The organism is Bacillus piscicola (genome assembly GCF_022458745.1).
Lineage (GTDB): Bacteria > Bacillota > Bacilli > Bacillales > Marinococcaceae > Alteribacillus_A > Alteribacillus_A piscicola.
In genome coordinates this window covers 192955-218941 of sequence record NZ_JAJJJF010000002.1, presented here as the reverse complement: position 1 = coordinate 218941, position 25987 = coordinate 192955, and the positions used below count along the sequence as shown (strand labels likewise).

Annotated in this window: 28 protein-coding genes; 1 reads left to right on the top strand and 27 read right to left on the bottom strand. The window is 45.0% G+C overall.

What is annotated here, in order from left to right; genetic code table 11:
* Window positions 1–63: 63 nt before the first annotated feature.
* The 21 genes from trmFO to smc form a co-directional block, all read right to left on the bottom strand.
* Window positions 64–1368 (bottom strand): FADH(2)-oxidizing methylenetetrahydrofolate--tRNA-(uracil(54)-C(5))-methyltransferase TrmFO, encoded by a 1305-nt coding sequence (gene trmFO / locus LOR49_RS05755; protein WP_240375303.1) that lies wholly within the window; start codon window positions 1366–1368, stop codon window positions 64–66.
* Window positions 1369–1533: 165 nt separating this feature from the next.
* Window positions 1534–3606, bottom strand: a complete 2073-nt coding sequence (gene topA / locus LOR49_RS05750) for a type I DNA topoisomerase (RefSeq protein ID WP_240375302.1) — start codon at window positions 3604–3606, stop codon at window positions 1534–1536.
* 261 nt (window positions 3607–3867) lie between these two features.
* Window positions 3868–4701, bottom strand: a complete 834-nt coding sequence (gene dprA / locus LOR49_RS05745; protein ID WP_240375301.1) for a DNA-processing protein DprA — start codon at window positions 4699–4701, stop codon at window positions 3868–3870.
* Between the two features lie 140 nt (window positions 4702–4841).
* Window positions 4842–5750, bottom strand: coding sequence for a succinate--CoA ligase subunit alpha (gene sucD / locus LOR49_RS05740; RefSeq protein ID WP_240375300.1), 909 nt, complete (start codon window positions 5748–5750; stop codon window positions 4842–4844).
* A gap of 19 nt (window positions 5751–5769) precedes the next feature.
* Window positions 5770–6930, bottom strand: coding sequence for an ADP-forming succinate--CoA ligase subunit beta (sucC, locus tag LOR49_RS05735; RefSeq protein ID WP_240375298.1), 1161 nt, complete (start codon window positions 6928–6930; stop codon window positions 5770–5772).
* A 182-nt stretch (window positions 6931–7112) separates the two neighbouring features.
* The gene (locus tag LOR49_RS05730) at window positions 7113–7313 is read right to left on the bottom strand and encodes a hypothetical protein (protein WP_240375295.1); all 201 of its coding nucleotides are present in this window, start codon (window positions 7311–7313) and stop codon (window positions 7113–7115) included.
* Window positions 7314–7356: 43 nt separating this feature from the next.
* Window positions 7357–7632, bottom strand: a complete 276-nt coding sequence (locus LOR49_RS05725; RefSeq protein ID WP_240375293.1) for an EscU/YscU/HrcU family type III secretion system export apparatus switch protein — start codon at window positions 7630–7632, stop codon at window positions 7357–7359.
* Window positions 7629–9020 (bottom strand): hypothetical protein, encoded by a 1392-nt coding sequence (locus LOR49_RS05720; RefSeq protein ID WP_240375292.1) that lies wholly within the window; start codon window positions 9018–9020, stop codon window positions 7629–7631. The genes LOR49_RS05725 and LOR49_RS05720 overlap by 4 nt, the downstream gene beginning before the upstream one ends.
* 99 nt (window positions 9021–9119) lie before the next feature.
* Window positions 9120–9905, bottom strand: coding sequence for a ribonuclease HII (locus tag LOR49_RS05715; RefSeq protein ID WP_240375290.1), 786 nt, complete (start codon window positions 9903–9905; stop codon window positions 9120–9122).
* 23 nt (window positions 9906–9928) lie between these two features.
* A complete protein-coding gene (gene ylqF / locus LOR49_RS05710; protein ID WP_240375288.1) occupies window positions 9929–10795 on the bottom strand; it encodes a ribosome biogenesis GTPase YlqF in 867 nt (288 codons plus the stop codon).
* Between the two features lie 4 nt (window positions 10796–10799).
* Window positions 10800–11363: a signal peptidase I gene (lepB, locus tag LOR49_RS05705; protein ID WP_240375286.1), complete on the bottom strand. Its 564-nt coding sequence runs from the start codon at window positions 11361–11363 to the stop codon at window positions 10800–10802.
* Between the two features lie 151 nt (window positions 11364–11514).
* Window positions 11515–11859, bottom strand: a complete 345-nt coding sequence (gene rplS / locus LOR49_RS05700; RefSeq protein WP_240375284.1) for a 50S ribosomal protein L19 — start codon at window positions 11857–11859, stop codon at window positions 11515–11517.
* A gap of 118 nt (window positions 11860–11977) precedes the next feature.
* Window positions 11978–12715: a tRNA (guanosine(37)-N1)-methyltransferase TrmD gene (gene trmD / locus LOR49_RS05695; protein WP_240375712.1), complete on the bottom strand. Its 738-nt coding sequence runs from the start codon at window positions 12713–12715 to the stop codon at window positions 11978–11980.
* A complete protein-coding gene (gene rimM / locus LOR49_RS05690; protein ID WP_338021130.1) occupies window positions 12715–13236 on the bottom strand; it encodes a ribosome maturation factor RimM in 522 nt (173 codons plus the stop codon). Before rimM ends, trmD begins: the two co-directional genes overlap by 1 nt.
* Window positions 13217–13633, bottom strand: coding sequence for a YlqD family protein (locus tag LOR49_RS05685; protein WP_240375280.1), 417 nt, complete (start codon window positions 13631–13633; stop codon window positions 13217–13219). The genes rimM and LOR49_RS05685 overlap by 20 nt, the downstream gene beginning before the upstream one ends.
* Before the next feature lie 153 nt (window positions 13634–13786).
* Window positions 13787–14017, bottom strand: coding sequence for a KH domain-containing protein (locus LOR49_RS05680; protein WP_240375711.1), 231 nt, complete (start codon window positions 14015–14017; stop codon window positions 13787–13789).
* A gap of 24 nt (window positions 14018–14041) precedes the next feature.
* The gene (gene rpsP / locus LOR49_RS05675) at window positions 14042–14314 is read right to left on the bottom strand and encodes a 30S ribosomal protein S16 (RefSeq protein ID WP_240375279.1); all 273 of its coding nucleotides are present in this window, start codon (window positions 14312–14314) and stop codon (window positions 14042–14044) included.
* Between the two features lie 102 nt (window positions 14315–14416).
* A complete protein-coding gene (ffh, locus tag LOR49_RS05670; RefSeq protein WP_240375278.1) occupies window positions 14417–15763 on the bottom strand; it encodes a signal recognition particle protein in 1347 nt (448 codons plus the stop codon).
* A complete protein-coding gene (locus tag LOR49_RS05665) occupies window positions 15753–16112 on the bottom strand; it encodes a putative DNA-binding protein (RefSeq protein ID WP_240375710.1) in 360 nt (119 codons plus the stop codon). Before LOR49_RS05665 ends, ffh begins: the two co-directional genes overlap by 11 nt.
* 91 nt (window positions 16113–16203) lie before the next feature.
* Complete coding sequence (gene ftsY / locus LOR49_RS05660; protein ID WP_240375277.1) at window positions 16204–17199, bottom strand: signal recognition particle-docking protein FtsY; 996 nt, start codon at window positions 17197–17199, stop codon at window positions 16204–16206.
* Between the two features lie 5 nt (window positions 17200–17204).
* Window positions 17205–20822: a chromosome segregation protein SMC gene (gene smc / locus LOR49_RS05655; RefSeq protein ID WP_240375276.1), complete on the bottom strand. Its 3618-nt coding sequence runs from the start codon at window positions 20820–20822 to the stop codon at window positions 17205–17207.
* Window positions 20823–21034: 212 nt separating this feature from the next.
* Between smc and LOR49_RS05650 the strand changes: the two genes are divergently transcribed.
* Complete coding sequence (locus LOR49_RS05650; RefSeq protein ID WP_240375275.1) at window positions 21035–21256, top strand: DUF1128 family protein; 222 nt, start codon at window positions 21035–21037, stop codon at window positions 21254–21256.
* A gap of 97 nt (window positions 21257–21353) precedes the next feature.
* On the opposite strand, the gene rnc is transcribed toward LOR49_RS05650, so the two are convergent.
* The 6 genes from rnc to fapR form a co-directional block, all read right to left on the bottom strand.
* The gene (gene rnc / locus LOR49_RS05645; RefSeq protein ID WP_275899531.1) at window positions 21354–22130 is read right to left on the bottom strand and encodes a ribonuclease III; all 777 of its coding nucleotides are present in this window, start codon (window positions 22128–22130) and stop codon (window positions 21354–21356) included.
* Window positions 22131–22222: 92 nt separating this feature from the next.
* A complete protein-coding gene (acpP, locus tag LOR49_RS05640; protein ID WP_240375274.1) occupies window positions 22223–22453 on the bottom strand; it encodes an acyl carrier protein in 231 nt (76 codons plus the stop codon).
* A 172-nt stretch (window positions 22454–22625) separates the two neighbouring features.
* Complete coding sequence (gene fabG, locus LOR49_RS05635) at window positions 22626–23369, bottom strand: 3-oxoacyl-[acyl-carrier-protein] reductase (protein ID WP_240375273.1); 744 nt, start codon at window positions 23367–23369, stop codon at window positions 22626–22628.
* The gene (gene fabD / locus LOR49_RS05630) at window positions 23370–24323 is read right to left on the bottom strand and encodes an ACP S-malonyltransferase (protein ID WP_240375272.1); all 954 of its coding nucleotides are present in this window, start codon (window positions 24321–24323) and stop codon (window positions 23370–23372) included.
* 1 nt (window position 24324) lies between these two features.
* Window positions 24325–25320: a phosphate acyltransferase PlsX gene (gene plsX / locus LOR49_RS05625; RefSeq protein ID WP_240375270.1), complete on the bottom strand. Its 996-nt coding sequence runs from the start codon at window positions 25318–25320 to the stop codon at window positions 24325–24327.
* A gap of 37 nt (window positions 25321–25357) precedes the next feature.
* Complete coding sequence (gene fapR / locus LOR49_RS05620) at window positions 25358–25912, bottom strand: transcription factor FapR (protein ID WP_240375268.1); 555 nt, start codon at window positions 25910–25912, stop codon at window positions 25358–25360.
* Window positions 25913–25987: the final 75 nt, after the last annotated feature.

Genomic DNA, 25987 nt, shown 5'->3' with positions numbered 1-25987 from the left:
TCACCCCATGCTCAAAAGCCAATTAATTCTATCATAGTCTTCCACCGTAAGCAAGGATGTTAACTATTTTTTCATAAAATTCTGAATGGATCCCAGTGCCCGTTCTGCCAGCTTTTCATTACGTTCTTTTTTATTTTTGATCCGTTTATCCAGCGGCGGCAACAGACCAAAATTAGCGTTCATTGGTTGAAAATTGCCAGGATCAGCGGTTGTAATGTAGTTTGCGAGCGAACCGATAACTGTTTCGGCAGGAAATACTTTAAGGGTTTCACCGGATGTCAGCCGTGCTGCATTCCGCCCGGCAATGAGACCGGCAGCCGCTGACTCCACATATCCTTCCACCCCGGTAATCTGTCCTGCAAAGAACAAATCATCACGGCCTTTGAATTGATAAGTCGGCCGCAAGAGATTAGGGGAGTTAATGAAGGTGTTGCGATGCATAACTCCATAACGGACAATCTCAGCATTCTCAAGCCCTGGAATGAGACGCACCACTTCTTTCTGCGGTCCCCATTTCAAATGTGTCTGAAAACCGACAATATTATAGAGTGTTCCCGCTTGGTTGTCTTGACGGAGCTGGACTACCGCATAAGGTCTTTCACCAGTCTCAGGGTGTTCAAGTCCGACCGGCTTCATAGGCCCGAACAGCAGTGTTTTTTTTCCACGGCTCGCCATAACTTCAACCGGCATACACCCTTCAAAAAAGATCTCTTTCTCAAATTCTTTTAAAGGTACTGTTTCCGCTGTCGTCAGCGCTTCATAGAAGCGGTCAAACTCTTCCTCTGTCATCGGGCAGTTGATATAGGCAGCCTCCCCTTTATCGTAACGGGACTTGACATAGGCCTTTTCCATATCAATGCTGTCTGTTTCAATAATAGGAGCGGCCGCATCGTAAAAATAAAGATGATCTTCCCCACTTAATGCTTTAATATCAGTTGATAGCGCCTTTGAAGTCAGGGGCCCGGTTGCAACAATAACGGGGCCTTCCGGTATGCCTTCAATTTCCTCATGAATGACTTCGACGTTTTTATGACCCTTTACCCACTCTGTTACTTTCGCCGCAAACTCGTGGCGGTCGACAGCTAGTGCTCCTCCGGCCGGTACAGAGCAGGCATCAGCAGCCTGGATGATGACCGAATCAAGCATCCTCATTTCTTCTTTTAGTACACCTACTGCATTGGCCAGGCTGTTTCCCCGCAGCGAATTACTACATACAAGCTCGGCAAATTTATCCGTATGATGGGCAGGGGTTTGTTTTTCCGGCCGCATTTCGTAAAGACGGACCTTCACCCCGGAGTTCGCCAGCTGCCAAGCCGCTTCACTGCCGGCAAGTCCTGCTCCAATAACCGTTACTTTTTCTGTAGACATATAATTCTCCTTCATTCTAAAAAGTAGGATCTAAATCTAATAATGGGGTCCGCACCTTACTCTACTATGGTGCTCGGTTAACGCTACGGAAAGATACTTGCTTTCCGTGGGCAACAGAAAACCCCCTTTATTGAAAAAGGGGATCTGCGGCGTACTCCTGACCTGTTAGTTCGGCTCTTCCTTATAATCACACTGGCTGCATTGGACGTGGACACCTTTTTTCGTCTTCTTTTCCACCAGCATGGAATCACACTTCGGGCATGGCCGGGCAATCGGCTTATCCCAAGAGACAAAGTCGCATTCCGGGTAGCGATCACAGCCATAAAATTTCCGCTGCTTCTTACTCTTTCTCTCGACGACATTCCCCTCTTTACATTTCGGGCAAGTGACGCCGATTTCTTTTACGATCGCTTTCGTATTACGGCAGTCCGGGAAGTTTGAACAAGCCATGAATTTCCCGTAGCGCCCCATTTTATAGACCATTTCATGGCCGCATTTCTCACAATCTTCTCCTGCAGGTTCATCGCGGATTTCAACTTCTTTCATTTCCTCTTCCGCTGTTTTAAGACGTTTTTCAAACCCTTGGTAGAAATGATCGATAATCTCAATCCAATTTTGACGTCCTTCTTCTATATAGTCAAGATCATTCTCCATTTTTGCCGTAAATTCGACATCCAGTATCTCTGGAAAAAACTCGACTATTAATTCAAGTACAATCTCGCCCAACTCAGTTGGAACGAAGCGGCGGTCTTCAAGAGCTACATAATTCCTTCTTTGAATCGTATCCAAAGTCGGTGCATAGGTAGAGGGCCGCCCGATGCCTAGTTCTTCCATCGTTTTCACGAGACGTGCTTCTGTATAACGCGGCGGAGGCTGCGTAAAGTGCTGGTTATCAATGAGTTCGACCCGTTCTACCTGCTCTCCCTCCTGCAAATCAGGAAGGAAACGGTCTTCCTCTTTCTTTTCGTCGTCTTTCCCTTCGACATACACTTTCATAAAACCAGGGAATTTAATTTTAGAGCCGGTCGCCCGGAAGAGGACACCACCGTTTTCAAGGTCGACGCTCATCGTATCCATGACAGCCGGTGCCATTTCACTTGCGACGAGCCGTTCCCAAATGAGTTTATAAAGACGATATTGATCGCGGCTCAAATAAGATTTAATCGATTTCGGGTTCTTAACAACTGTTGTGGGCCGGATCGCTTCGTGCGCATCCTGTGCATTGCTGTTTTTCTTCGTTTTTCTCTTCTCGGAACGCGCATACTCAGCTCCATAGTGCTCTTCAATATAGGATTTTGTCTCCTCACGAGCGGATGAGGAAATACGCGTTGAGTCTGTTCGCATATAGGTAATCAGCCCGATCGTGCCTTCTTTTCCGATATCGACACCCTCATAAAGTTGCTGGGCAATCATCATCGTTTTTTTCGCGCGAAAGTTTAGTTTTCGAGCTGCCTCTTGTTGTAACGATGAAGTAGTAAACGGCTGTACGGGATGGCGCTTCCGTTCTTTTCTCGTTACCTTTTCAATCGTAAAAGAATCGTTGGTTATTTTCTTATGAATGTCATTCACATCTTCTTCGGAGCGTAGCTCTCTCTTTTTTCCATCCACTCCGTAAAACTTGGCTGGGAATTGATCTTTCCCTCTCATGAATGATCCTTCAATACTCCAATATTCTTCCGGCTCGAAGGCACTTATCTCTTTCTCCCGGTCAATAATCATCTTAACAGCAATGGATTGGACACGTCCGGCACTAAGTCCCTTTTTCACCTTTTTCCATAGGAGCGGACTTATGTTATAGCCAACAAGCCGGTCGAGTATTCGTCTTGCCTGCTGTGCATCCACTAGATCCATGTTTATAGGACGAGGATGTTTAAAAGCATCCTTAATAGCAGTCTTCGTTATCTCATTAAAGACAACCCGGCAATCTGATTCTGTATCGATGTCAAGGCTGTTTGCAAGATGCCAGGCAATCGCCTCTCCCTCTCTGTCAGGGTCCGCAGCGAGGTAGACTTTCTTTACTTTTTTTGCTGCTGCTTTCAACTCTTTTAAAATCGGGCCTTTTCCCCGAATTGTTATATATTTAGGTTCATAATTATCCTCTGTATTAACTCCCATTTGACTTTTCGGCAAATCGCGCAAGTGACCCATAGATGCCTTTACGCTGTATTTCTTCCCGAGATATTTGCCGATTGTTTTTGCTTTCGCGGGAGATTCAACGATTACTAAATAATCTGCCATGTTTTTTGTTTCCTCCCCCTTCTACTCCCTCTTAAAGTCCTCATAGTATTAAACATTTTTAGGCTTATTGTCAAATAATATACATGAAACTATAAGCGGCATCTATCCGAATTGTCAACAAAATCTTCTTATTTGAACCAATTTCATAAAAAAAGAGACCCAGTTAGCGCGAAATTTAAAAAGAATCACAACTATTTTTTCACAGTTTATGTGCACTGTCTAGATAAAATGTCTTACATTCTAATCAAACGTACTACTTTCCTATTTATCTGTCCAGTGATCATGCCATAAATCGTGAGGACTCTTCACTGGATCGGCACCTTCTGCGATCAGATGGTTAGTACCTTTGGACATCGAGGAAAAAATGGTACCTGGAAGAGCCCTTACTTCTTTTCCCTGATCCAATGCTTGATAAGCCGTTATCAGGGAACCACTGCGTTCACCTGCTTCCGCAATAAAAGTGATATCGGATAAACCGCTGATTAAACGGTTACGCATTGGGAAATGCCATTTTTGAGGCGGGACAGAGGGTGGAAATTCACTGAGCAGAAGATGATGAGAGGCAATATTCATAGCAAGATTAGTATTTTCCCGTGGATATATATAGTCGAAACCAGAACCGAGCACGGCAATCGTGCGACCTTGGGAGCGTAAGGTAATGTGGTGAGCAAGCGTGTCAATTCCGCGAGCAAGCCCGCTCACTATTAACACTTTTTTCTTAATAAGTGGCGGGAGTAAATAATGGAGTGCTTTCTTCCCGTAATCGGTAGGTGTCCTCGTGCCAACAACCGCAAGGCTGCGCTGTCTCTGTAAAAGTTCAACACTACCTTTTGCATACAAAATCCACGGTGGATCATAAATGTGTAAGAGTCTTTCAGGGTATTCATCATCAAATCGGGTAAGTATCTGGATACCAAGCGCTTCGTAAGCGCGATAAGTGGCAAGCGGGGAAATAGAATGCAAATGGTGGTAAACATGTGCAGACTGTCCGGGAGAAAGACGGAGGATATTAGAAAGATAGGCTGGGTTCATTTCATAAATTTGTCGAAAAGATGTGTCGATTTTCCAACATCGGTGCAATCTTTTCCATGTCATATGGGGGGCTTCTCGCAGATGAAGTAAACGCGCTGTTATCGTAACCGTTTACAACTCCTTTCACAAAAGAAGAGTTTCTTTTTTAGCTAAAGAAAAAGGTAGAGGGAGGGCGTTACCTGCCCTCTACCCTCGCCTTCTTCTTATGCCTTATGTGTCAAGCATTTATCGTAGAGGTCATTCTCTTTTAAAGAAGCGATTAACGTATCGCCAATTTCCGCTGGTGTATCAGCTACTTTAACGCCACACTTCTCGAGGGTATTGATTTTTTCATCCGCTGTCCCTTTTCCGCCGGAAATAATGGCGCCAGCATGGCCCATCCGCTTCCCTGGAGGCGCAGTACGCCCACCGATAAAGCCGACAACTGGTTTTTTCATGTTTGCTTTTATCCACTCAGCAGCTTCTTCTTCTGCGGTACCGCCGATTTCTCCGATCATAATAACCGCTTCAGTATCATCATCATCGTTAAACGCCGATAACACATCAATAAAGTCTGTGCCATTTACCGGGTCACCACCAATGCCGACTGCGGTGGACTGCCCGATTCCGTTCGTGGAAAGTTGATGAACCGCTTCATACGTGAGTGTACCGGAGCGGGAAACAACGCCGACGTGGCCTTTTTTATGAATATAACCCGGCATGATACCAATCTTGCACTCTTCCGGTGTGATTACACCCGGGCAGTTTGGCCCAACTAGACGGGTCTTCTTTCCCTCCATGAAACGCTTCACGTTTAACATATCGAGAACTGGGATCCCTTCTGTTATACAAATAGCGAGGTCTAACTCCGCATCGACTGCTTCCATGATAGCGTCTGCTGCAAATGCCGGCGGTACATAAATAACAGAAGCATTCGCACCTGTTTCTTTCACTGCGTCTTCCACCGTGTTAAAGACTGGAATCCCTTCTACCTCGGTCCCTCCTTTACCGGGAGTTACACCGCCGACTACCTGAGTTCCATACTCGACGGCTTGTTTCGTATGGAATAAACCCGTTGACCCAGTGATTCCCTGTACAATCACCTTCGTGTCTTTGTTAATGAAGATGCTCATTTCTCATCGTCCCGCCTTTCTATTTCACAAGAGATACAATTTTTTGTGCCCCGTCTGCCATAGAATCAGCAGCTGTAATATTTAATCCGGATTTTTCAAGAATTTCTTTTCCTTGCTTTACGTTTGTTCCTTCCAGACGTACTACGAGAGGAATCTCTAAGCCGACTTGCTTCGTAGCTTCTACGACACCTTCCGCAATGACGTCACATTTCATAATACCGCCGAAAATGTTGACATAAATGCCTTTGACGTGTTCGTCGGAAAGAATGATTTTAAACGCTTCGGTCACTTTTTCAGCTGTGGCACCGCCGCCGACATCCAAGAAGTTAGCCGGATCACCGTTATAATGTTTAATAATATCCATCGTCGCCATCGCAAGACCGGCACCGTTAACCATACAGCCGATGTTGCCATCAAGCGCAATATAACTTAAATCATATTTCGATGCTTCAATTTCTTTTGGATCTTCTTCTTCCAAGTCTCTAAACTTCATTACATCTTTCTGGCGGTACATGGCGTTTGAATCAAAGTTCAGCTTCGCATCGAGAGCCATGACCTTACCGTCACCTGTTGTAACGAGCGGATTGATCTCTGCAATCGAGCAGTCTTTTTCTACATAAACTTTGTAGAGGCCAAGCATAAATTTAACTGCTTGTCCGACAAGCTCTTTTGGAATATTGATATTAAAGGCGAGTCGGCGGGCTTGATACCCCTGCATGCCGACAGCCGGATCAATATATTCACGGAAAATCTTCTCCGGGGTTTCCTCTGCTACTTCTTCAATTTCCGTGCCCCCTTCTTCGGACGCCATCATAACAACTCGAGAAGTAGCCCGGTCTAACACGATACCAACATAATATTCATTCTTAATATCGCAGCCTTCTTCAATCAGCAAACGCTTGACTTCTTTTCCTTCTGGCCCGGTTTGATGGGTTACGAGCGTTTTGCCAAGAATCTCATCGGCGTACGTTCTTACTTCTTCCAGATTTTTAGCGACCTTTACACCGCCTGCTTTCCCACGCCCCCCGGCATGGATCTGAGCTTTTACTACTGATACGTCTGAGCCGAGCTCTTTTGCAGCTTCAACTGCTTCTTCAACAGAATAGGCCACTTTACCACTTGGTACAGAAACCCCATATTCTCTCAGGAGCTCTTTCCCTTGATACTCGTGAATATTCATGTTCTCTCCATCCTCCTAACGATTCGATACGAATATCCGTTCACGTTACATTTTATAGAGCAAGAACGAAGTGTCCGCATGACAAAGAAGCCATGTTTCACACACTCTTTATCGTATTAAAATTTCCCATGGAATTCAACAATTTGTCATAAGTTTCTCGAAAACAAGATAAAAATAACTGCTTATTCATCGGAATCTGTTTCTTTATTTTCTTGTTTTTCTTTATCATCACTTCTTTTAAGCAGGTGGCCGAGTGCTGCAAGGGCCTTTATTTCTTCCATGCTGCGGAAAAATCCGAGTTCTTGTCCTGCTTCCTCCATATACGGGGCATTTTGTTTCCGGATACGGGCACGTATTGGGACATTGTTATAATTATGAGACATATTCATCTCTCCTTTTCCTATTACGATGCCCTTTTACCGTTAATTAATGACTGTTTTTTTCCATTCTATATAAGAAAGCGAATACTTCTGCCACTACTTCATACAGCTCCGGTGGAATTGTTTCGTTCACGTCAAGCTGATCCAGAAGTTCTGCAAGTGACGAATCTTCCTTTATCGGGACATTATTTTCCTGTGCCCTTTTAATTATTTCTTCGGCAATATAGCCTTTTCCTTTGGCCTTTACAGTTGGAGCGTTGTCTGTCGAAGCCCGGTAACCTAAAGCAGCAGCTGATTTATCTTTATGTTTCTTTTCTCTCATATCCGAATATCAACTCCTCCCCGTCCTGACTGCGGGTGATTAGCTGACTGTTTGGTTTTTTTATTTTCTTTCACTTGGCGCCAATTGACTGAACTTAATTTGTAATCCAATGCGGTGAGCCGTTCCTCGAGGAGCGGTCGCAACAATTCGAACAGACGGTCAGGTTTCGGTTGATCATTAAAAATGTGCACCGTTACGAACCTATTTTGAATATGAACATCCGCTATCGTCTCCCCTAAAAATTCCATTTCTAAATAAAAAAGAATGCGGCAGTAGTCCGGATCAAGCGAGCCATCCTGCTTCTTTTTTCCTTCCCAGTGGATGTGAAGATCCGTTTCATAGTTTAATATTGTCAATGGCAGCTGTAGAACGGTCTGCTGCACAGTATCTGAAGATCCATGAGAAAGAAGCTGCTGACCGACTAGTTTCTGAAGCAGTGTTTCGGCTTGTTTTCGCACGGGTCCCTCTAGTTCAGTCACACAGTCGATGAGGGTTTTTCTTAGTGACTCAAGATGATGGAAATTGTCTACTTCCCGAGCAGAAGAAGGCTGATGGCTCTCTAGACCTAACTGTTTGATGAGTGCTAATACTTTCTCTGCTATATAAGACTGCCCTGCGGAGATTTTCGGATTCGGAAATGCCTGTTCTAGCACGTCGGTCAATGCAGTCTTTTCCTGGTCAGTCAGAACTCCCTTCGAGAAGTGTGCCACTTGTGGGGATGCCGACTGCTGTAAATGATCGATGCGCATGCTACTCCATGTCCTTTCCAGAACACGGCGTAGCCTATTTTCGCTTCCGGAAACTGCTGTATCGCTTTGAGAAAGTAATGCTGAGAGCTGTTTCATGTGAAAGGCGAGCGTTTTCTCTCCGTATAAAGCTTGATAAGCAGACTCAAACATAAATCGGTTTAGCGGAAGCTGCTTCTGTTCAAGAAACGAGAGGGTCTGTGCTCCTTTCGTATTCAGTCTGTTCAGCTGCTTTAACAGACGGCTTCCTTCTTGCAGCATTTCTTTCGTAAAAGGAAGCTGTTCTTGTTGAAAAAGGGAGAGCAATGTTCTATTCGTTCGATTATCGGGAAGACCCAGCGAATGCAATGTCTTGACGGCACTGTCTACCCATAAATGAGTATGTAATCCCTCTTGCTGGGAGAGTACTCTCAGCTTCGGAATACCTTCATGTTCTTTCACTTGGAACAGATAAGACTGCTCTGCCGTTAATGCAGCTTCTAAATGCGCAGTGAGAGTAGTTGTCCCAAGACGCAAAGCTGCCATGTGATGAGGAAAAAGTTTTAATACTCTTCCAGTAAAAACTTGTCCGGGTTGTAGTCGAAGCGGGTGGGACCGGACATCTTTTGAAAAAAGGGAAGACAGACCGTTCATTCGTTCCATTCTATCATCGCACCTTCCAGTATCATTTATCGCGAAAGGATTTTCTCAACCTGTTTTTATGACTTCTCCTTTATATAACACCTTGTTATTCTTATTTCACTACCCATTCAGGCGGGATACAGCTGATTGTACGGGAGAAAAACTGCGACGGTGTTCAGGAGTTGGGCCAAATTCTTGCAGCGCGGCCAAATGTTCTTTTGTTCCGTACCCCATATGCCGATCAAAACCGTATTCTGGATACCGCTCCGCAAGTTCCAGCATATACGAATCTCTTGCTGTTTTTGCGAGTACCGAAGCAGCTGCGATCGAAGCACTCTTGGCATCACCTTGGATAAGACGAAGTTGTTTTGCAGGAAGAGGAAGAGTAAGAGCATCAATAAAGAGAGCGTCTGCTTCCAACGACAGACCCGTCACCGCTTTGATCATCGCTTCCTTTGCTGCCTGATAGATGTTAATCTTGTCCACAGTCTGCGCCGGCACATGAACAATCTCATATGCAAGCGCTCTCTCTTTTATTAAAGCTGCAAAATATTCGCGTTTCCCTTTCGTTAATTGTTTTGAATCGTTCAGTCCAGGAAAAAAAGAGTCATGCGGCAGGATCACAGCACAAGCAGTTACTGGGCCGGCAAGCGGGCCTCTCCCTGCTTCATCGACCCCTGCTATGTTATGAAATCCTTGCGCCCGCCATTCTTTCTCGTAAGTAAGAAGTGTTTCATAGTTTTTTTCCAGCTGTCTTTCTGCTCTCTTCTTTTTGTCATAACGTTCAAGAAGCATTTGCACTCCCTTCCGCTTGTCCGTACGAAGCATGTCCAGCCATTCTTCCGTTACCGTTCCTGTTCGTAAAGCTTCTTTTATGTTTGCAATCGTCATCTCTTTATCCAGCATACTTCCTATCCTTTCGTTCCGTACTATCGTCCGTTTCCCCAGTCCAATGGGGTTTCTAAAGTGATTGCCCCAAGCTTCAAAGAACGAATATCACGAATAATAATCTCTGCTGCTTTTTCATAATCAATGATTCCGCCCGCTTTTAAACAGCCTCTTTTCCGTCCGATTTCCTCGTATAAATCGATTCCCTCAACCGGCAATGGATCCGCCAAGCTGTAACGCTCTTTTAATGCGTCGGAATAGCGTTCTTTCAGTAAATTGACTGCAAATAAGGCGACGTCGCCAAAGTCAAGGAGCTCATCCTTAATGGCCCCGGTTACCGCGAGACGATAGCCGACAAGGGGATCTTCGAATTTAGGCCAGAGAATTCCCGGTGTGTCCAACAGTTCCATCGTACTTCCGACTTTTAGCCATTGTTGGGCTTTCGTTATCCCCGGCTTATTTCCCGTTTTTGCTGTGTTCCTGCCGACCAATCGATTGATCACAGTCGATTTACCAACGTTCGGTATTCCTACGACCATCGCTCGGATTGCCCGGGGACGGATTCCTTTTTTCATCCTTTTTTCAAAAAAAGGTGCTGTGAGCTGTTTTGATTTCTCAATTAATGATTTCACGCCTTGCTGCTTGCGTGCATTTATAGAAATAACTTCTAAGCCATCCTGCTTGTACGCCTCCAACCAAGAAGCCGTCACAGTCGGGTCGGCCATATCGCTTTTCGTCAGAACTAAGAGTCGTGGCTTATCTTTCATAATGGAATCAAGCATTGGATTTCGAGATGAATTGGGGACCCGTGCATCCGCCAGCTCGATTACCATATCTACCCGTTTCAGCTGCTCTGTCACTTCCCGTTTTGCTTTTTCCATGTGCCCCGGGTACCATTGGATACTCATTTCGTTACTCCCTTTCTCCTTCTGAATGACGCGGTTGTAAAAGCGGCCAATATGTAAAAGCGGCCTCCCCAACAATATCGTCTTTTCTTACAAGCCCAATGATTCTTGAATCTAGACTATGCCTACGATTATCACCGAGAACAAATACGTAACCTTGTGGGATGACTACGCTTCCAGTCGTCTGTTCCAGGGTGAAATCCTGTGTAATAAGTTCTGGATCATATTCGTTTTTCAGCGGTTCTAAAAACGGCTCCGGCACCGCTTTATTATTCACATAGAGCGTGTCGTCCCGATAGTATAACGTATCTCCCGGCAGACCAATGATCCTCTTTATGTAGTCTCTCTCTTTTGAAGCATGAAATACGATGACATCAAAACGTTCCGGTTCTGAAAGCCAATAGCTTGATTTATTCATAATCACACGGTCTTGATCCATTAATGTCGGGTTCATCGAATCACCTTCTACAATGATCGGTGCTATAAATAAAAGACGCGTTATGCCGGCAATCATCACCGCAAAACTAAACAGGACAGCTGCCTCGCGCCACCATTCACCTTTTATGTACATAATTGGATCCTTTCTTTCTCGACAAAGCCTCTCTAACTGCCATTATATCATGAAACCCTTGAGCAAGGCGTTTCTTCTAGTTGTGTGTATTTCCTGCAAAATACAAAAAAACTGCAACGGGGAAACCGCCACAGTTTTTCTGAGATCGTTCTTAACGAATTTCTTTGATACGCGCTGCTTTACCGCGCAAGTTGCGAAGATAGTAAAGTTTAGCACGACGAACTTTCCCGCGGCGCTTCACTTCAATCTTATCGACACGCGGAGAGTGAACAGGAAATGTACGTTCTACACCGATGTTATAAGATATTTTGCGAACCGTAAATGTTTCGCTAATACCGCCGCCGCGACGCTTAATGACGACGCCTTCAAACACCTGGATACGCTCCCGTGATCCTTCGACAACCTTAACGTGAACACGAACCGTATCACCGGCTCTGAAATTCGGGATGTCTGATTTTAACTGTTCTTTTGTAATCTCGCGAATTAGTTCTTGCATGCAATCCGCCTCCCTTTCTCCAAATGCTCTTGCCGTTTACCAATAGCAGCGGAACATCGTAGTAACGGGCTTTCGCCACAAAGTTTATCTTAGCACAGGCAGCTTTTTGAATCAACCATTATTCATCTATCTCCCATGCTTTGAGCCACTTTTTTTCTTTATCAGATAAAGGACGTTCTTTCAGTAAATCTGGACGCCTTTCGGCTGTCCTTTTGAACGATTGTTCTTCCCGCCATGCGGCTATTTTTTGGTGATGACCGGACAACAGCACGTCGGGTACTTTCCAACCTTTAAATTCAGCCGGCCTAGTATAATGGGGGTATTCCAGAAGACCTGTCGAAAAAGAATCCTCCGGAGCGGAGGCAGCATTCCCCAGGACACCAGGAAGCAATCTTGTGATACTATCTGCCATGACCATTGCGGCAAGTTCTCCGCCCGTTAAGACAAAATCGCCAATCGAGTACTCGTCCGTTGCTAAGTGTTCGCGAATCCGTTCATCATAACCCTCGTAATGGCCGCAAATGAAAAGAAGATGATCTTCTGAAGCTAGTTTTTCAGCATCACGCTGTCTAAACGGCTTTCCTTGCGGACATACAAGAATCGTTCTTACATTCTTATTACTAGCCTGTCCAATTACAAATTCAGCTGCGTCAAATACCGGCTGTGGCGTCATGACCATACCGGCTCCGCCTCCGTATGGGTAATCATCAGTCTTTCGATGTTTATCAGCAGAAAAATCACGGATATTATGAACACCATAAGAAACAGCGCCCCGATCTTCCGCCTGTTTGAGAATAGAGGAAGAGAGCACACCTGGGAACATGTCGGGAAAGAGTGTTAAGAAGTCCATCTTCATCATGGCAAGAGCCCCTCCATTAGACGAACCACAATCTTTTTGTTTTCGATATCCACTGATTTGACGACTTCCTCAATATAAGGAATAAGAATATCTTTTTTACCATGAAACGGCTTGACGACCCAAACGTCATTGGCTCCAGGTGACAAAATTTCACTCACCTCTCCAAGTAACTCATTTTCCTCCGTAGTGACGACACAGCCGATAATTTCATAATAATAGAACTCGCCCTCCGAAAGGGACTGCAAAGCCGTCTCCGGCACTTGTAGCATGCTGCCTTTCCACACTTCCGCCTCGTCTAACGAATTTATTTCCGCAGCCGTTAACAGTATGAATTGCTTATGGTGCCGTGCCTGCTCAACTGTTACTTTTTTTCGTTCTTGGCCTTCCTGCTCTATATACAGCTCTTGTCCAGGTGTAAAGCGCTCGTTTTCAAAATCAGTAATCGGCAATACTTTCAGTTCGCCTCTGACCCCGTGCGTATTAATGATCTTACCTACATTAAACCATTCCATTGTTATCATCCGTCCTATTACTGATCGAAATAATGATACCGTCCTTCACGATTATTTCTTGTTCTTCCTGGGGCCATGCGTCCCCTACTTTAATCTCTTCCACGGCATCCACATAACCGGCTGTAATCTTGGAACCTTCCGGGAGCTGGTCAAGTTGTGATCGTTGAAAAGTCACTTGTTTCATCTGTTCTTTTCTTCTTTCTAATTCTTTACCAAATCGATTTTTTACATCCGTTTTCTGTCGGGAAGTGTCCACTGACTTTAACTGCTTTTGCATCTGAAAGCGGAGCTGTTCGGTCTCGCGTTCCAGACGGCGCTCTTCCTCGTTAAAATCCTCTATCATTTTTACTTTAAATGATTCCGTCAATACATGTTTAACCGTCACTTTTTTAATAATCCGCATATTGACCCCCGATCACAAGAAAAGCATTAGCGCTGGCAGCAGTACACGTTGACGGCCACAAATGAGGAGAACGAACTGCAGCACTTTCATGCAATACTGCCTTTTTTCATCAAAAAAGGCAAGGATTATATATCCTCGCCCTTTTTTCCGTTATTACTCTCCAATATCAAGACGAACTCGCTTGTGATGATGAGACGCACTTGCATATAAAACAGAGCGGATTGCGCTGGCGATTCTGCCCTGTTTTCCAATTACTTTTCCCATATCACTCTCATGGACGGATAACGTCAGAACGAGGGTGTTGTCTTGTTGATGCTCTTTAACAGTAACGTCATCAGGATGATCCACGAGGGAGCGGGCAATGATTTCTACCAGCTCTTTCATCATAATCCCCCCCGCTATTCACACTTACTTGCCGTACTTCGCGTTATGAAGCTTCTCCATCAATCCTTCTCTCGAGAAAAGGTTGCGGACTGTATCAGATGGCTTCGCGCCGTCAAGCATCCACTTTAATGCTTTTTCATTATCGATGCTCACTTCTACTGGATCTTTCAATGGGTTGTATGTGCCAATTTCCTCAATGAAACGTCCATCACGCGGAGCGCGGGAATCTGCCACAACGAGACGATAATAAGGTCTCTTTTTTGATCCAATACGTTTTAATCTAATTTTAACTGCCATAATAGACACCTCCAAATATATTTCACAATAGCATATTATAATAGGGATTGCTGTCCCTGTAAAGTGTTTTTACTTGAATAGGGATATTTCGGTTTCATTCATTTACATAAAAGGAAGTTGAAAGCCGCCTTTTCCTTTTTTCTTACCTTTTTGCATGGAGGTCATTTGCTTCATCATTTTTTTCATATCTTCAAATTGTTTCAGAAGGCGGTTCACATCTTGAATGGATGTCCCACTTCCTTTCGCAATTCGCCGTTTTCTGCTTGCATTAATGAGAGAAGGCTGTTGTTTTTCTTTGGTAGTCATCGAGCGGACGATTGCTTCGACACGGCCAATCTGACTTTCGTCAATCTGTACATTTTTCAGTGCTTTCTTATTCGCACCCGGAATCATCGCTAAAAGCTCATCAAGAGGCCCCATACTGCGCACTTGTGCGAGCTGTTCAAGAAAATCATCAAACGTTAAATCGGCATTGCGCATCTTCTTTTCCAGCTCTTTCGCCCGTTCTTCATCCACATTCGTCTGGGCTTTTTCAATGAGAGACAGAACATCACCCATACCGAGTATCCGTGAGGCCATCCGTTCAGGATGAAAGGCTTCCAACTGATCAATCTTTTCACCCATCCCGACAAATTTAACAGGCTTACCCGTCACCGCTTTAACCGAAAGTGCAGCCCCGCCTCGCGTGTCGCCATCAAGCTTCGTCAGTACGACACCGGTAATTCCAAGCTGCTCATTAAAGCTTTCGGCAACATTTACGGCATCTTGTCCGGTCATCGCATCGACAACTAACAAAATTTCATCTGGGTTCACTTGGTCTTTTATTTCTTGGAGCTCACCCATCAACTCCTCATCGACGTGTAAGCGACCGGCGGTATCAATGAGAACAAAATCAAGATGATCTTCTTTTGCCTGCTTGACAGCTCCCGTTGCAATCTCTACGGGACTGACCTTGTCTCCGAGACTAAAGACGGGCATACTAAGCTGTTTTCCTAACGTTTCCAACTGGTCAATCGCTGCCGGCCGGTAAATATCTGCAGCTGCCATAAGCGGCTTACGATTGTTGCTTTTTCGCATATGATTGGCAAGCTTTGCAGTAGTCGTTGTCTTACCAGCCCCTTGCAGGCCAACCATCATAACTACTGTCGGCGGCTTTTGTGCTTGGATAATTTTTGCCTGTTCCTCGCCCATCAGCTTCGTCAATTCTTCATTTACGACTTTAATGACTTGCTGGCCGGGGGTCAGACTTTTCATTACCTCTTGACCGATTGCACGCTCTTTCACATCATTGACAAACTTTTTTACAACTTTAAAGTTGACGTCTGCCTCCAGCAGCGCAAGCCTCACTTCACGCATCATTTCCTTGACGTCTGCCTCAGATACTTTTCCGCGGCCTTTCATTTTATCAAAGGTGGCCTGCAGGCGTTCCGCTAACCCTTCAAATGCCATCAGCTTGTCCCTCCTCCTCTAGTTTTTCAAGAGCATTTATCGCCTCTATTAGGCCGGAGGAGGGAGCACCGCTTTCTTCTACAGTATTCCGAAGCAGCCGGTACAACTCCGTCCGCTCTTTGTATTTTCGGTAGAGGCCGAGCTTTTCTTCATACTCCTCCAGCGTCATTTCCGTTCGTTTTACGTTGTCATAAACAGCTTGACGGCTGACGTGAAACTCATCAGCTATTTCGCCAAGCGAAAAGTCATCCAAATAGTACAGTTCCATATACTTTTGCTGCTTTTCCGTTAATAACGGCTGGTAAAAATCGAATAAAGCGTTCATACGCACTGTTTTTTCAAGCATGATTATCCACTCTCTTGCGTAAAGTGTTAAGTCTTTACACCATATTATCATACTAAACTCAGGATATGGCGTCAAGAAAATATCTTAACGCGTACTAAGCATCGGAGATAGTTTCGTCTTCCACTAATTCTTTAAACAATCCATACACAAACGACTCTGCATCAAACTGCTGCAAATCTTCCATTCCTTCTCCCAAACCTACTAGTTTGACCGGGATATCCAGTTCGTTGCGAATCGCAAGGACGATACCCCCGCGTGCAGTGCCGTCCAACTTTGTCAGTACAATTCCCGAAACATCTGTCGCTTCTTGAAAAGTCTTCGCTTGATTAAGAGCATTCTGGCCCGTTGTCGCATCTAAAACGAGCAACACCTCATGAGGCGCATCGGGCATTTCACGGCTGATGACACGTTTTACTTTTTCAAGCTCTTTCATCAAGTTTACTTTGTTCTGGAGCCGGCCCGCGGTATCACATAAAAGAACGTCCGCTTTTTTGGCACGTGCAGACTGAATCGCGTCGTACATAACCGCTGCCGGATCAGAACCTGCCTGCTGCTTCACAACATCAACGCCGACACGCTCTCCCCATACTTCAAGCTGTTCAATAGCGCCTGCTCGAAATGTATCTCCCGCTGCCATAACCACTTTCTTTCCTTCGCCTGCAAATTGATGAGCAACCTTTCCAATTGTCGTCGTTTTTCCGACCCCGTTGACACCAACGAAAAGAATGACCGTCATATCTTCTTCCTGGATATTTAGTTCTGTGTCATGCCCGCTCTTATCGAGCATTTCTGCCAGCTTTTCACTAATAACCGGCGCAATATCTTTAGACTCTTTTATATTACGGAGTCTTACCTCGTCCTTCAGCTCATCAATAAGTTCCATAACGGTAGTAACACCGACATCTGCGCTGATTAAAATCTCTTCCAACTCCTCGAAAAAGTCCTCATCAACTTTCCGATACTGTGCAAACAATTCATTCATTTGTCCAACAAACGAAGTCCGTGTTTTCGATAATCCCTCTTTAAATTTTTCTGTAACTGCATCTGTCTGCTCGGTGAATTTTTCTTTTAGTTTTTTAAAAAAACCCATATTTCTTACTGTTCGGCCGTGCCGGACAGGACGCCCCCCTTCTTTTTGTCTAGACTTGCAGGTGTCTCTATTAATTCATCGGTGTCTTCTAATTTGACTGCGACCTTTTTGGAAACACCTGATTCTTCCATCGTAATCCCATATAATACATCTGCCTCTTCCATTGTAGCCTTGCGGTGGCTGATAACAATAAATTGAGTTGTTTGGCTGAACGTTCGCAAATGGCTGGCAAAACGTACTAGATTAGCTTCATCAAGTGCTGCTTCAACCTCATCAAGCACACAAAAAGGAACCGGCTTCGCTTTAATGATCGAAAACAAAAGTGCGATGGCTGTCAGTGCTTTTTCACCGCCGGATAAAAGTGTTAAATGTTGTTTTTTCTTACCCGGCGGCCGGGCAGTAATATCAACTCCTGAATCTAACAGGTTTTGTGGCTCTGTTAAATAAAGATCCGCTTCTCCGCCGCCGAAAAGCTCTTGAAAAGTAGCTTGAAAGTGATGACGGATAGCGGTAAACGAATCAGTAAAACGTTGCTTCATAACAGCATCCATTTCCTGGATCACTTCAAAAAGAGCCGCTTCCGCATCAATTAGGTCATCCTGCTGGGCACTTAAAAACATTACCCGTTCTTGCACGCGATCATATTCTTCAATAGCACCAAGATTTACCGTTCCAAGCTCTGCTATTCCTTTTCTAAGTAATTTTATTTTATTTTTCGTTTCCACTGGATCAAATGGATGGATAACGTAATTTTTCGCTCTTTCAAAGCTTACTTCATACGTTTCCTGCAGCCTTTGCAATCGTGTGTCCAGTTCTACTTCGATCCGGTTATGCGCCACTTGCATTTCCTGATGAGCCTCTTGCTGTTCATTATAGTCATGGGTGAGCTGTTGAATACTTGCTTGTAGCTGTTCCGCTTGTTCCATCCCATCAACTTTTTCCTTGCGGAGCTGGGTTAGTTGAAAGGTCAGCTGTTCTTTCTTTTCCTTCGCATCAAGGATCATTGACTCTACATTTTCACTATTAGAGAAAGGGGATAGTTCCTGCTCCAGCTGATTGAGAGCTTGCTGCAAGGATTCGATCTGTTTTTCTTCCTCCTGCTGTTGTGCCTCCAAGCGCTTCTGTTCCGTCCGGTCATGCGCAGCTGTCTCTTTTGCCCTGGCAAGCTCTATTTTTAAAACTGTTTCTCGTTCAGCCAGCTCTTCCTTTTGTTCCTGCCATTCTTTTTCCGCGTGTTCTAAGCTGGCAATCTCGCTTTCTAGCTTTTTAATGTTTCTCTCGACAGCCGCTTTGTTATCTTGAAGTACTTTTTGCCGTTGCTTAATCCGTTCTTTTTCTTCCTCAAGTGACATCATTTCTCGGTCAAATAAGGACAGCTGGGTATTTAAGCGGGCTGATTCTGCTTCTCGTTTCGTTAACTCTTCTTTCGTCCTCTCAAAACGGTCCCGCTTCGTCTCCACACTCTTCCGGTATGTCTCCACCTGGGTTAACGCATCGTTACGCTTTTTTTTCAAGTCGTGTACGGATGTCTCTAATGCTTCTGTCTGCTTTTCCATTTTGCTGCAAGTGGCTTTACGCTCCTCCAGCTCCTGTTGACGGCCGAGCACTTGGTTTTGCCGGTTATGATAAGTCCCTCCCGTCATCGAGCCTCCTGGATTTACAACATCACCTTCAAGCGTAACGATCCGCGCTTTAAAGCGAGCTGAACGGGCCAGCTGATTGGCGGATTCAAGAGAATCAGCTAAGACTACTTGTCCAAGCAAATTCCCGATGATATGCTCGTATTCCACTGCTACACGGACGGCGTCTTCTCCAAAAGCGACAAACCCCTTACTATTTTGCAGTAGTTGCTTGACGTCTTGAGGAAGTTGCCGCGGTCGTATCACATTTGCCGGCAGAAAAGTCGCTCTTCCTTTCTTACGACTTTTCAAATAATGAATCGCTTTACGCGCATTCGCTTCCGTATCAGTCACGATATGCTGAAGCGCACCGCCGAGTGCTGTCTCTACGGCACGTAAGTAAGATTTTGGTACGTCGATGAGCTCTGCAACCGCTCCAGCAATCCCGCCAAGGGACTGGTCGCGTGCTTTTAATATTTCTTTTACCCCTTCGAAAAAACCTGCGTAATCAGCTTCCATCTCCTCGAGCACCCGAATGCGGGATTTCATCTGATCGACGTGCCGGTACGCTTCGTATAGCTTTTTCTCTTTTTCATTGACATCGATGCTGTATTGCTGCCACTTTTCCTGCCAGTCTTTTAATCTAGCTTGCTCGTCTTCATAAAGGTGATGCGCTTCTTCTGTCTTACTTAAGCTATCTAATCGTAACTGTTCCACTTGCTCTCTTTCCTGTAGGTATTGCTCATTTTCCCGCAGGAGTTCTTGAGATTTTCGTAGCAGATGGTTCTGTTGATCTGTGACATAACGTTCTTCATTTCGGATCGTCGCTTGTTCGTTTAACCGTTCAATATATTCACTTTTTAAGTGTTCGATATCAGCCTTGTTATGGTGGGAAGCTCGCTTCCGTGCGGCCTCTGCCTCCATCAGCCGATCCTCTAACTCTTTTACCCGCGCTGAACTTTTTTTAGTAGATTCCCGCTGTTGCTCCAATGCTCTCATGGTTTGCTCAGCTTTATGCTGAACAGCCGCGATACGTTCGCTCCACTCGGCTTTTTTTTCGTTCGCATTTTTTCCGCGTTCTTCTAATAAACGGCGCCTGCCCTCTTCTTTTTCAATCCATTCACTTATAGCAAGCAGTTCATCTTGCAAATTTTGAAGGTCCTTATCTAATTGATCTGCTTTAGCCTGGACAAGTTCCTGACGCTCTTTATCCTTTTTTAACTTGTTCGTTAATTTATCCTTCTTCTCCTCGATTACTTCAAGTTCATCAGCTAGAGTCGTCCACTTCTCATGTTTATCTTCTATCTCCCAAGCGAGAAGCGCGATATCTTTGCGCTCTAAGTCTTCCTGCTTATAAAGATAATCCTTCGCAACAGCTGCTTGTTCTTTTAACGGCTCTAGCTGCCCTTCTAACTCAAATAAAATGTCTTGCACCCGCTCAAGGTTGTCTTTCGTTTCAGAGAGCTTTTTTTCTGCTTGATATTTACGCTGTTTATACTTTAAAACTCCTGCCGCTTCTTCAAAGATGGTCCGTCTTTCTTCTGGTTTACTAGATAGTACTTCTTCGACTTTCCCCTGCCCAATAATAGAGTAAGCAGCTTTGCCGATACCAGAATCTGTAAACAAGTCTACGATATCTTTACGGCGGCACGGCTGACGATTAATTAAATACTCGCTTTCGCCATTCCGATACAACTTCCGAGTCACGCTCACTTCGCTGTATTCTAAGTCAAACGCACCGTCTTCATTATCTAAAACGAGCGTTACTTCCGCCCTGTTTAACGCACGGCGTGAGTCACTGCCGGAAAAAATAACATCCTCCATTTTCGCCCCTCGAAGGGAGCGTGCGGACTGCTCGCCAAGTACCCAGCGAATACTGTCAGAAATGTTACTTTTCCCACTCCCATTCGGGCCGACTACAACGTTCACCCCAGGGACAAACTCAATATTCATTTCTTCTGCAAACGACTTAAAACCTTTAATTTCAAGCTTCTTGAGGAACAAAATTCTGTCCTCCTCTGTCATTATTCTATGGTTGTAATTTTCTTGATCTTCGTTCAGCTCGGTTCAGCCCCCATTATTTTACCATAAGAGCCTGTCTAGAAAGAACCGTTGATACATAAGTAAAACGCGAAAATACATTGCGTTTTTCATAGAAAACTACTACAATTAAGTGAAAACTTTTAATATGAGGCGCGCAGGAAAGGAAGATACAGATGAACTTGGAAGAACCAACACAGGAAAATTTAAACACCATGGTCGAGGAGATCTCAGCAAAGCTGGACGTTGTTAACACTGCTGCCATGGAACCTAAACATTTTGATATCGATAAATACGACGACATTAAAGATATTTATGAGTTGATAGCTAACAAAGATAGTATCAGTGTCAGCGAAAAAGAAGCTATCGTTTCCGAACTTGGACGACTGCGGAAATAAAACGGGGCTTCAATTTCATGTAGTGAAGGCTTTTACTGTAAAAACCACGCGGTTACATAATGAACCCGCGTGGTTTTTCAACTCTTACAGACCGCCATTACGCCTCCGTGCTTAGTTTTGCCAGAGCTTGCTGAGCAGCGTGCTGTTCCGCTTCTTTTTTAGAGCGGCCCTTCCCTTCACCAAGTTGTTGCTCGTTCAGATAAACAGCAGCCACGAACTCGCGGCTGTGCGCAGGACCAACTTCATTGATAATGTCATATTGAATGACCCCGTAGTGATCCTGCTGAATATGCTCTTGCAGTTGGCTTTTGAAATCCATCATATGCGAAAAAGCACCGTCATCAATCTTCGGGTAAATGGTTTGCTCTAAAAAGGAGTAAACTGCCTCAATCCCCTGGTCTAAATAAAGGGCACCGACGAACGCCTCGTATACATCCGCGAGCAGAGCCGGACGCTGTCTTCCTCCCGTCATTTCTTCTCCTTTTCCGAGGAAAACAAGATCACCGAACTGAAGCTCTTCTGCCAGCACAGCAAGGGAGGCTTCACAAACGATGGCGGCACGGAGTTTGGTCATTTCTCCTTCACTCATCGTAGCAAAGCGTTTAAACAGATGTTGCGAGACAGCAAGCTCGAGGACAGCGTCTCCCAAAAATTCAAGCCGCTCGTTATCATGGATAGAGCGGATACGATGCTCATTCACATAGGATGAATGCGTAAATGCTTGAATAAGAAGCTTCTCGTCATTGAAAGAAAGACCAAGCTTCTCCAACATAGCATACAGCTTGTCACGGTCTTCTTTTGACAAGACTAACTTTTTCCGCTGTTTTCGTCTACGCGGGTAATGGTTTACTGGTTTGTTAGATGAATATGCCATGAAAGCTCCTCCATTATACAAGATCCTCCACAGCTGGAGGTATAAGAAGGAGGCCGCCTTATTTCTCATAACGGCCCCCGCTTTTCTGTGCTTTACTGTGCTTCTATGTAATTGACAACATCAGCGACAGTAGAAATTTTTTCTGCTTCTTCATCTGAGATTTCCAGGTCGAATTCATCCTCTAGTTCCATTACAAGCTCCACAACGTCAAGGGAATCTGCTCCCAAGTCATCCTTAAATGTCGCTTCCATCGTAATTTCCGATTCTTCTACCCCGAGACGATCGGCAACGATTTTCTTCACACGGTCTAGTGTTTCAGCCATTTGTATTCACCTCCTTTAAAGGTATAAATAAAGTTATAAAGAAACGTCTCCTGACACACTCTGTCTGTTTGTCATTATAGAAGATGTCCACCAAAAATGCTATACAACCCGTAATAATTTCCCTTAATTTTTAGGATTGAATTTCAAATAGGATGAAGCATTTATGGTGGTCCTATACCATCGTCATACCACCGTCTACGCTGAGTGTCTGGCCGGTAATATATCTTGCGTCCTTAGATGCAAGAAAACATACGGCGTGCGCTACATCTTCAGGTTCTCCTAAAGCACCGTACGGGATTTGCGAAAGAAGCGTCTCTTTCGCTTCTTCTTGAAGCTCTTCTGTCATATCTGTTGCAATAAAACCGGGAGCAACGGCATTCACTTGAATATTGCGGGGCGCAAATTCTTTAGCCAACGACTTCGTGAGCCCGATGAGTCCAGCTTTTGCGGCTGCATAGTTCGCCTGTCCCGCATTTCCGACCACACCTACGACAGAAGAGATGTTAATGATTTTCCCGCTTCGTTGTTTCATCATTGTACGTGCTGCCGCCTTTGCACAGAAGAAGACTCCCTTTAAATTCGTGTCGAGGACGGTATTCCAGTCCTCTTCTTTTAGACGCATAACGAGATTGTCTCTGGTTACACCGGCATTATTCACGAGGATGTCAAGTGTTCCAAATTCCTTGGTCACTTCTTTGATCATATTTTTCACATCTTCTTCGGACGCCACATTGGCTTGGACTGTAAATGATTGGACGCCTCGATCCCGACAGGCAGCTGCCACTTCTTCCGCTTTTTGAGCACTTCCCGCATAGTTAATCGCCACATTCGCTCCCTTTTCAGCCAATTCAAGCGCGATGGCTCTACCGATCCCCCGGGAGGCTCCTGTCACTAAAGCTGATTTCCCGTTAAGCATTTATACCCCTCCTTCACTTAGCTTGTCCGTCAACTCATTAATTGATTCGATATCTGCGACCGCATAAACTTCAAGCCCTCTCCGTTGGACACGGCGAACGAGACCACTTAGTACATTTCCAGGGCCAACTTCAATAAAAGTCGTTACGCCTAACTCCAAGAGGCGGCGGATCGTATCCTCCCAATAGACTGGTGCTGTCACTTGCTTAACGAGCTGTTCTTTCAGGAATTCCGCATTATCCGCTTCTTTTGCGCTAACATTGGTAATGACTGGTACGCGAGCATCGCTAAAGAAGACTGGTTCAAGTGATTGTCTTACCTTTTCCTGGGCCGGTTTCATTAATTCAGAATGAAACGGTCCACTGACCGGGAGAGGGATAACACGCTTCGCCCCAGATTCTTTAGCAAGCTCTCCAGCTTTCTCTACTGCTGACTTTTCCCCCGAAATCACAATCTGTCCCGGTGCATTTAAATTAGCAAGCTGAACTACCTGGCCGGTTATCTTACTCGCTTCCTCGGTCACACTCTGAAGCAGAGATCGTTCAAGTCCCATTACCGCTGACATTGCTCCCACCCCAGCAGGTACAGCTTCTTCCATAAACAATCCCCGTTTACGTACGATTTGCACAGCATCAGCAAAAGAAAGCACGCCAGCGGCAACGAGTGCCGAGTACTCTCCCAAACTGTGACCAGCAGTATAATCAGGTTCAATGCCCTTTTCCTTAAGAATCTCAAAAGCGGCTATACTTGCAGTTAAAAGTGCCGGCTGGGCATTTTCCGTCCGTTTTAATGTTTCTTCCGGGCCGTTAAACATAAGCTCAGACAAAGAATACTCCAGTGTTTCATCCGCACATTCGATAATTGCCTTCCCGCCGGCGTGACTGTTATAAATTCCTTTTCCCATGCCAGGATACTGGGATCCTTGGCCAGGAAATAAAAAAGCTGTTTTTGCCATTTTACTGTTCCCCCTGTTTTTCGGCTTCCTTCTCTATGATACCAGTTACATTTTCGCTAACCATCTGTTTTGCTTGGCGAATAGCGTGATAAACAGCTGTGTGATCAGAAGAACCGTGGGCTTTAATTACAGGTGCCTTGAGACCGAACAAACCGGCGCCGCCATAATGAGAATAGCTCATTTTCTCTTTCACATTCATAAAACTAGAGCGTAAGAGTCCGGCTGCTATTTTATTTGTAAAGCTCGATGTCAGCTCTTTTTTTAAGAGTGTGAAAAGAGTGGAGGCAGTTCCTTCAATCGATTTCAAGACAAGATTTCCAGAAAATCCGTCGCAAACGGCGACATCGCATACCCCGTTTAGCAAATCTCTTGCCTCCACATTACCGATAAAATGGAGCGGTGCTTCCTGTAGCAGTTGAAACGTCTCTTTTGACAATTCATTACCTTTTCCGTCCTCCGTTCCAACATTCACGAGGCCCACGCGAGGTTGGCGTACCTTCTTGACCATTTCCATATAAGCGGATCCCATAAAAGCATTCTGCACCATGTGGGAGGCTTTCGTGTCCACATTAGCTCCGACATCCAATAACAGAAAACCTTCTCCGTCAATCGTTGGCAGCATTGGAGCAAGGGCAGGTCGTTCAATCCCTTGTATCCGGCCGACATGCAAAAGGCCGGCAGTCATTAATGCGCCCGTGTTTCCGGAAGATATACAAGCATCGGCACGGCCTTCTTTGACTTCCCGCACTGCCAGCACCATTGACGAATCCCGCTTTCGCCGGATCGCTTTTGTCGGCACGTCGTCATCTTCAATTTTTTCATCAGTATGTATGACAGAAATTTGACTTGTCGCTTTTGGGAGGTGCTTCTCGATTTCCCTTTCATCGCCAACGAGTACAACATCCACGTCTTTAAAAGATCTGACAGCAGCAAGCGCCCCTGCCACATGAGCTTTCGGAGCGTGGTCTCCGCCCATGGCATCGATGACTATCTTCATATGTTATTCTCCTTTTTATCCGCACGTTCAGGTTTGGTTATAACCGAGACCGGTACATCGTGAATTCTCCGCGAAACACGACTTCTTGGTTCACTTTACTTGTTACAGAGACAGTTGTTTTTGCTTTCCCTGCTTTTTCCACAACCGCTCTGGCAATGACCCGTTCGCCTTTTTTTACTTGCCTGCTGAAATGAACGGAAGCTTTACTCGTAAGGGCAAGCTCATCATTTATGATCGCCACCGCAAGTGAATTGGCCTGCGCAAACAGGAAATGCCCGCGTGCTATGTCATTTCGCGCGAATACATGTTCTTCCTTAATATCGAGTATGGAGATCGCTTCTTCGTCTAAATGCAAATCGATCATCTCCCCAATCACTTCTTCGGGGGAGAGCGCCTTTACTTCATCATAACGTTCACGAGCTGCATGCTTCATTCGTTCTCTTAGTTCAGGTATGGATAACTCCATGCGGTCAAGACGGATCGTCTGGATGCTCACAGCAAAAAAAGCCGCCAACTCTTCATCCGTTATAAAAGGGTCTGTCTCAATTTTATCCTTTAAAAGTTGCTGCCGGTCTTTCTTGCTTCGCTTCACGTTGATGCCACCATCCACTTCTATGACTAGGTACTAAAAGTAGTATATTACCCTCTTTTCTGTTACGCAAGCACT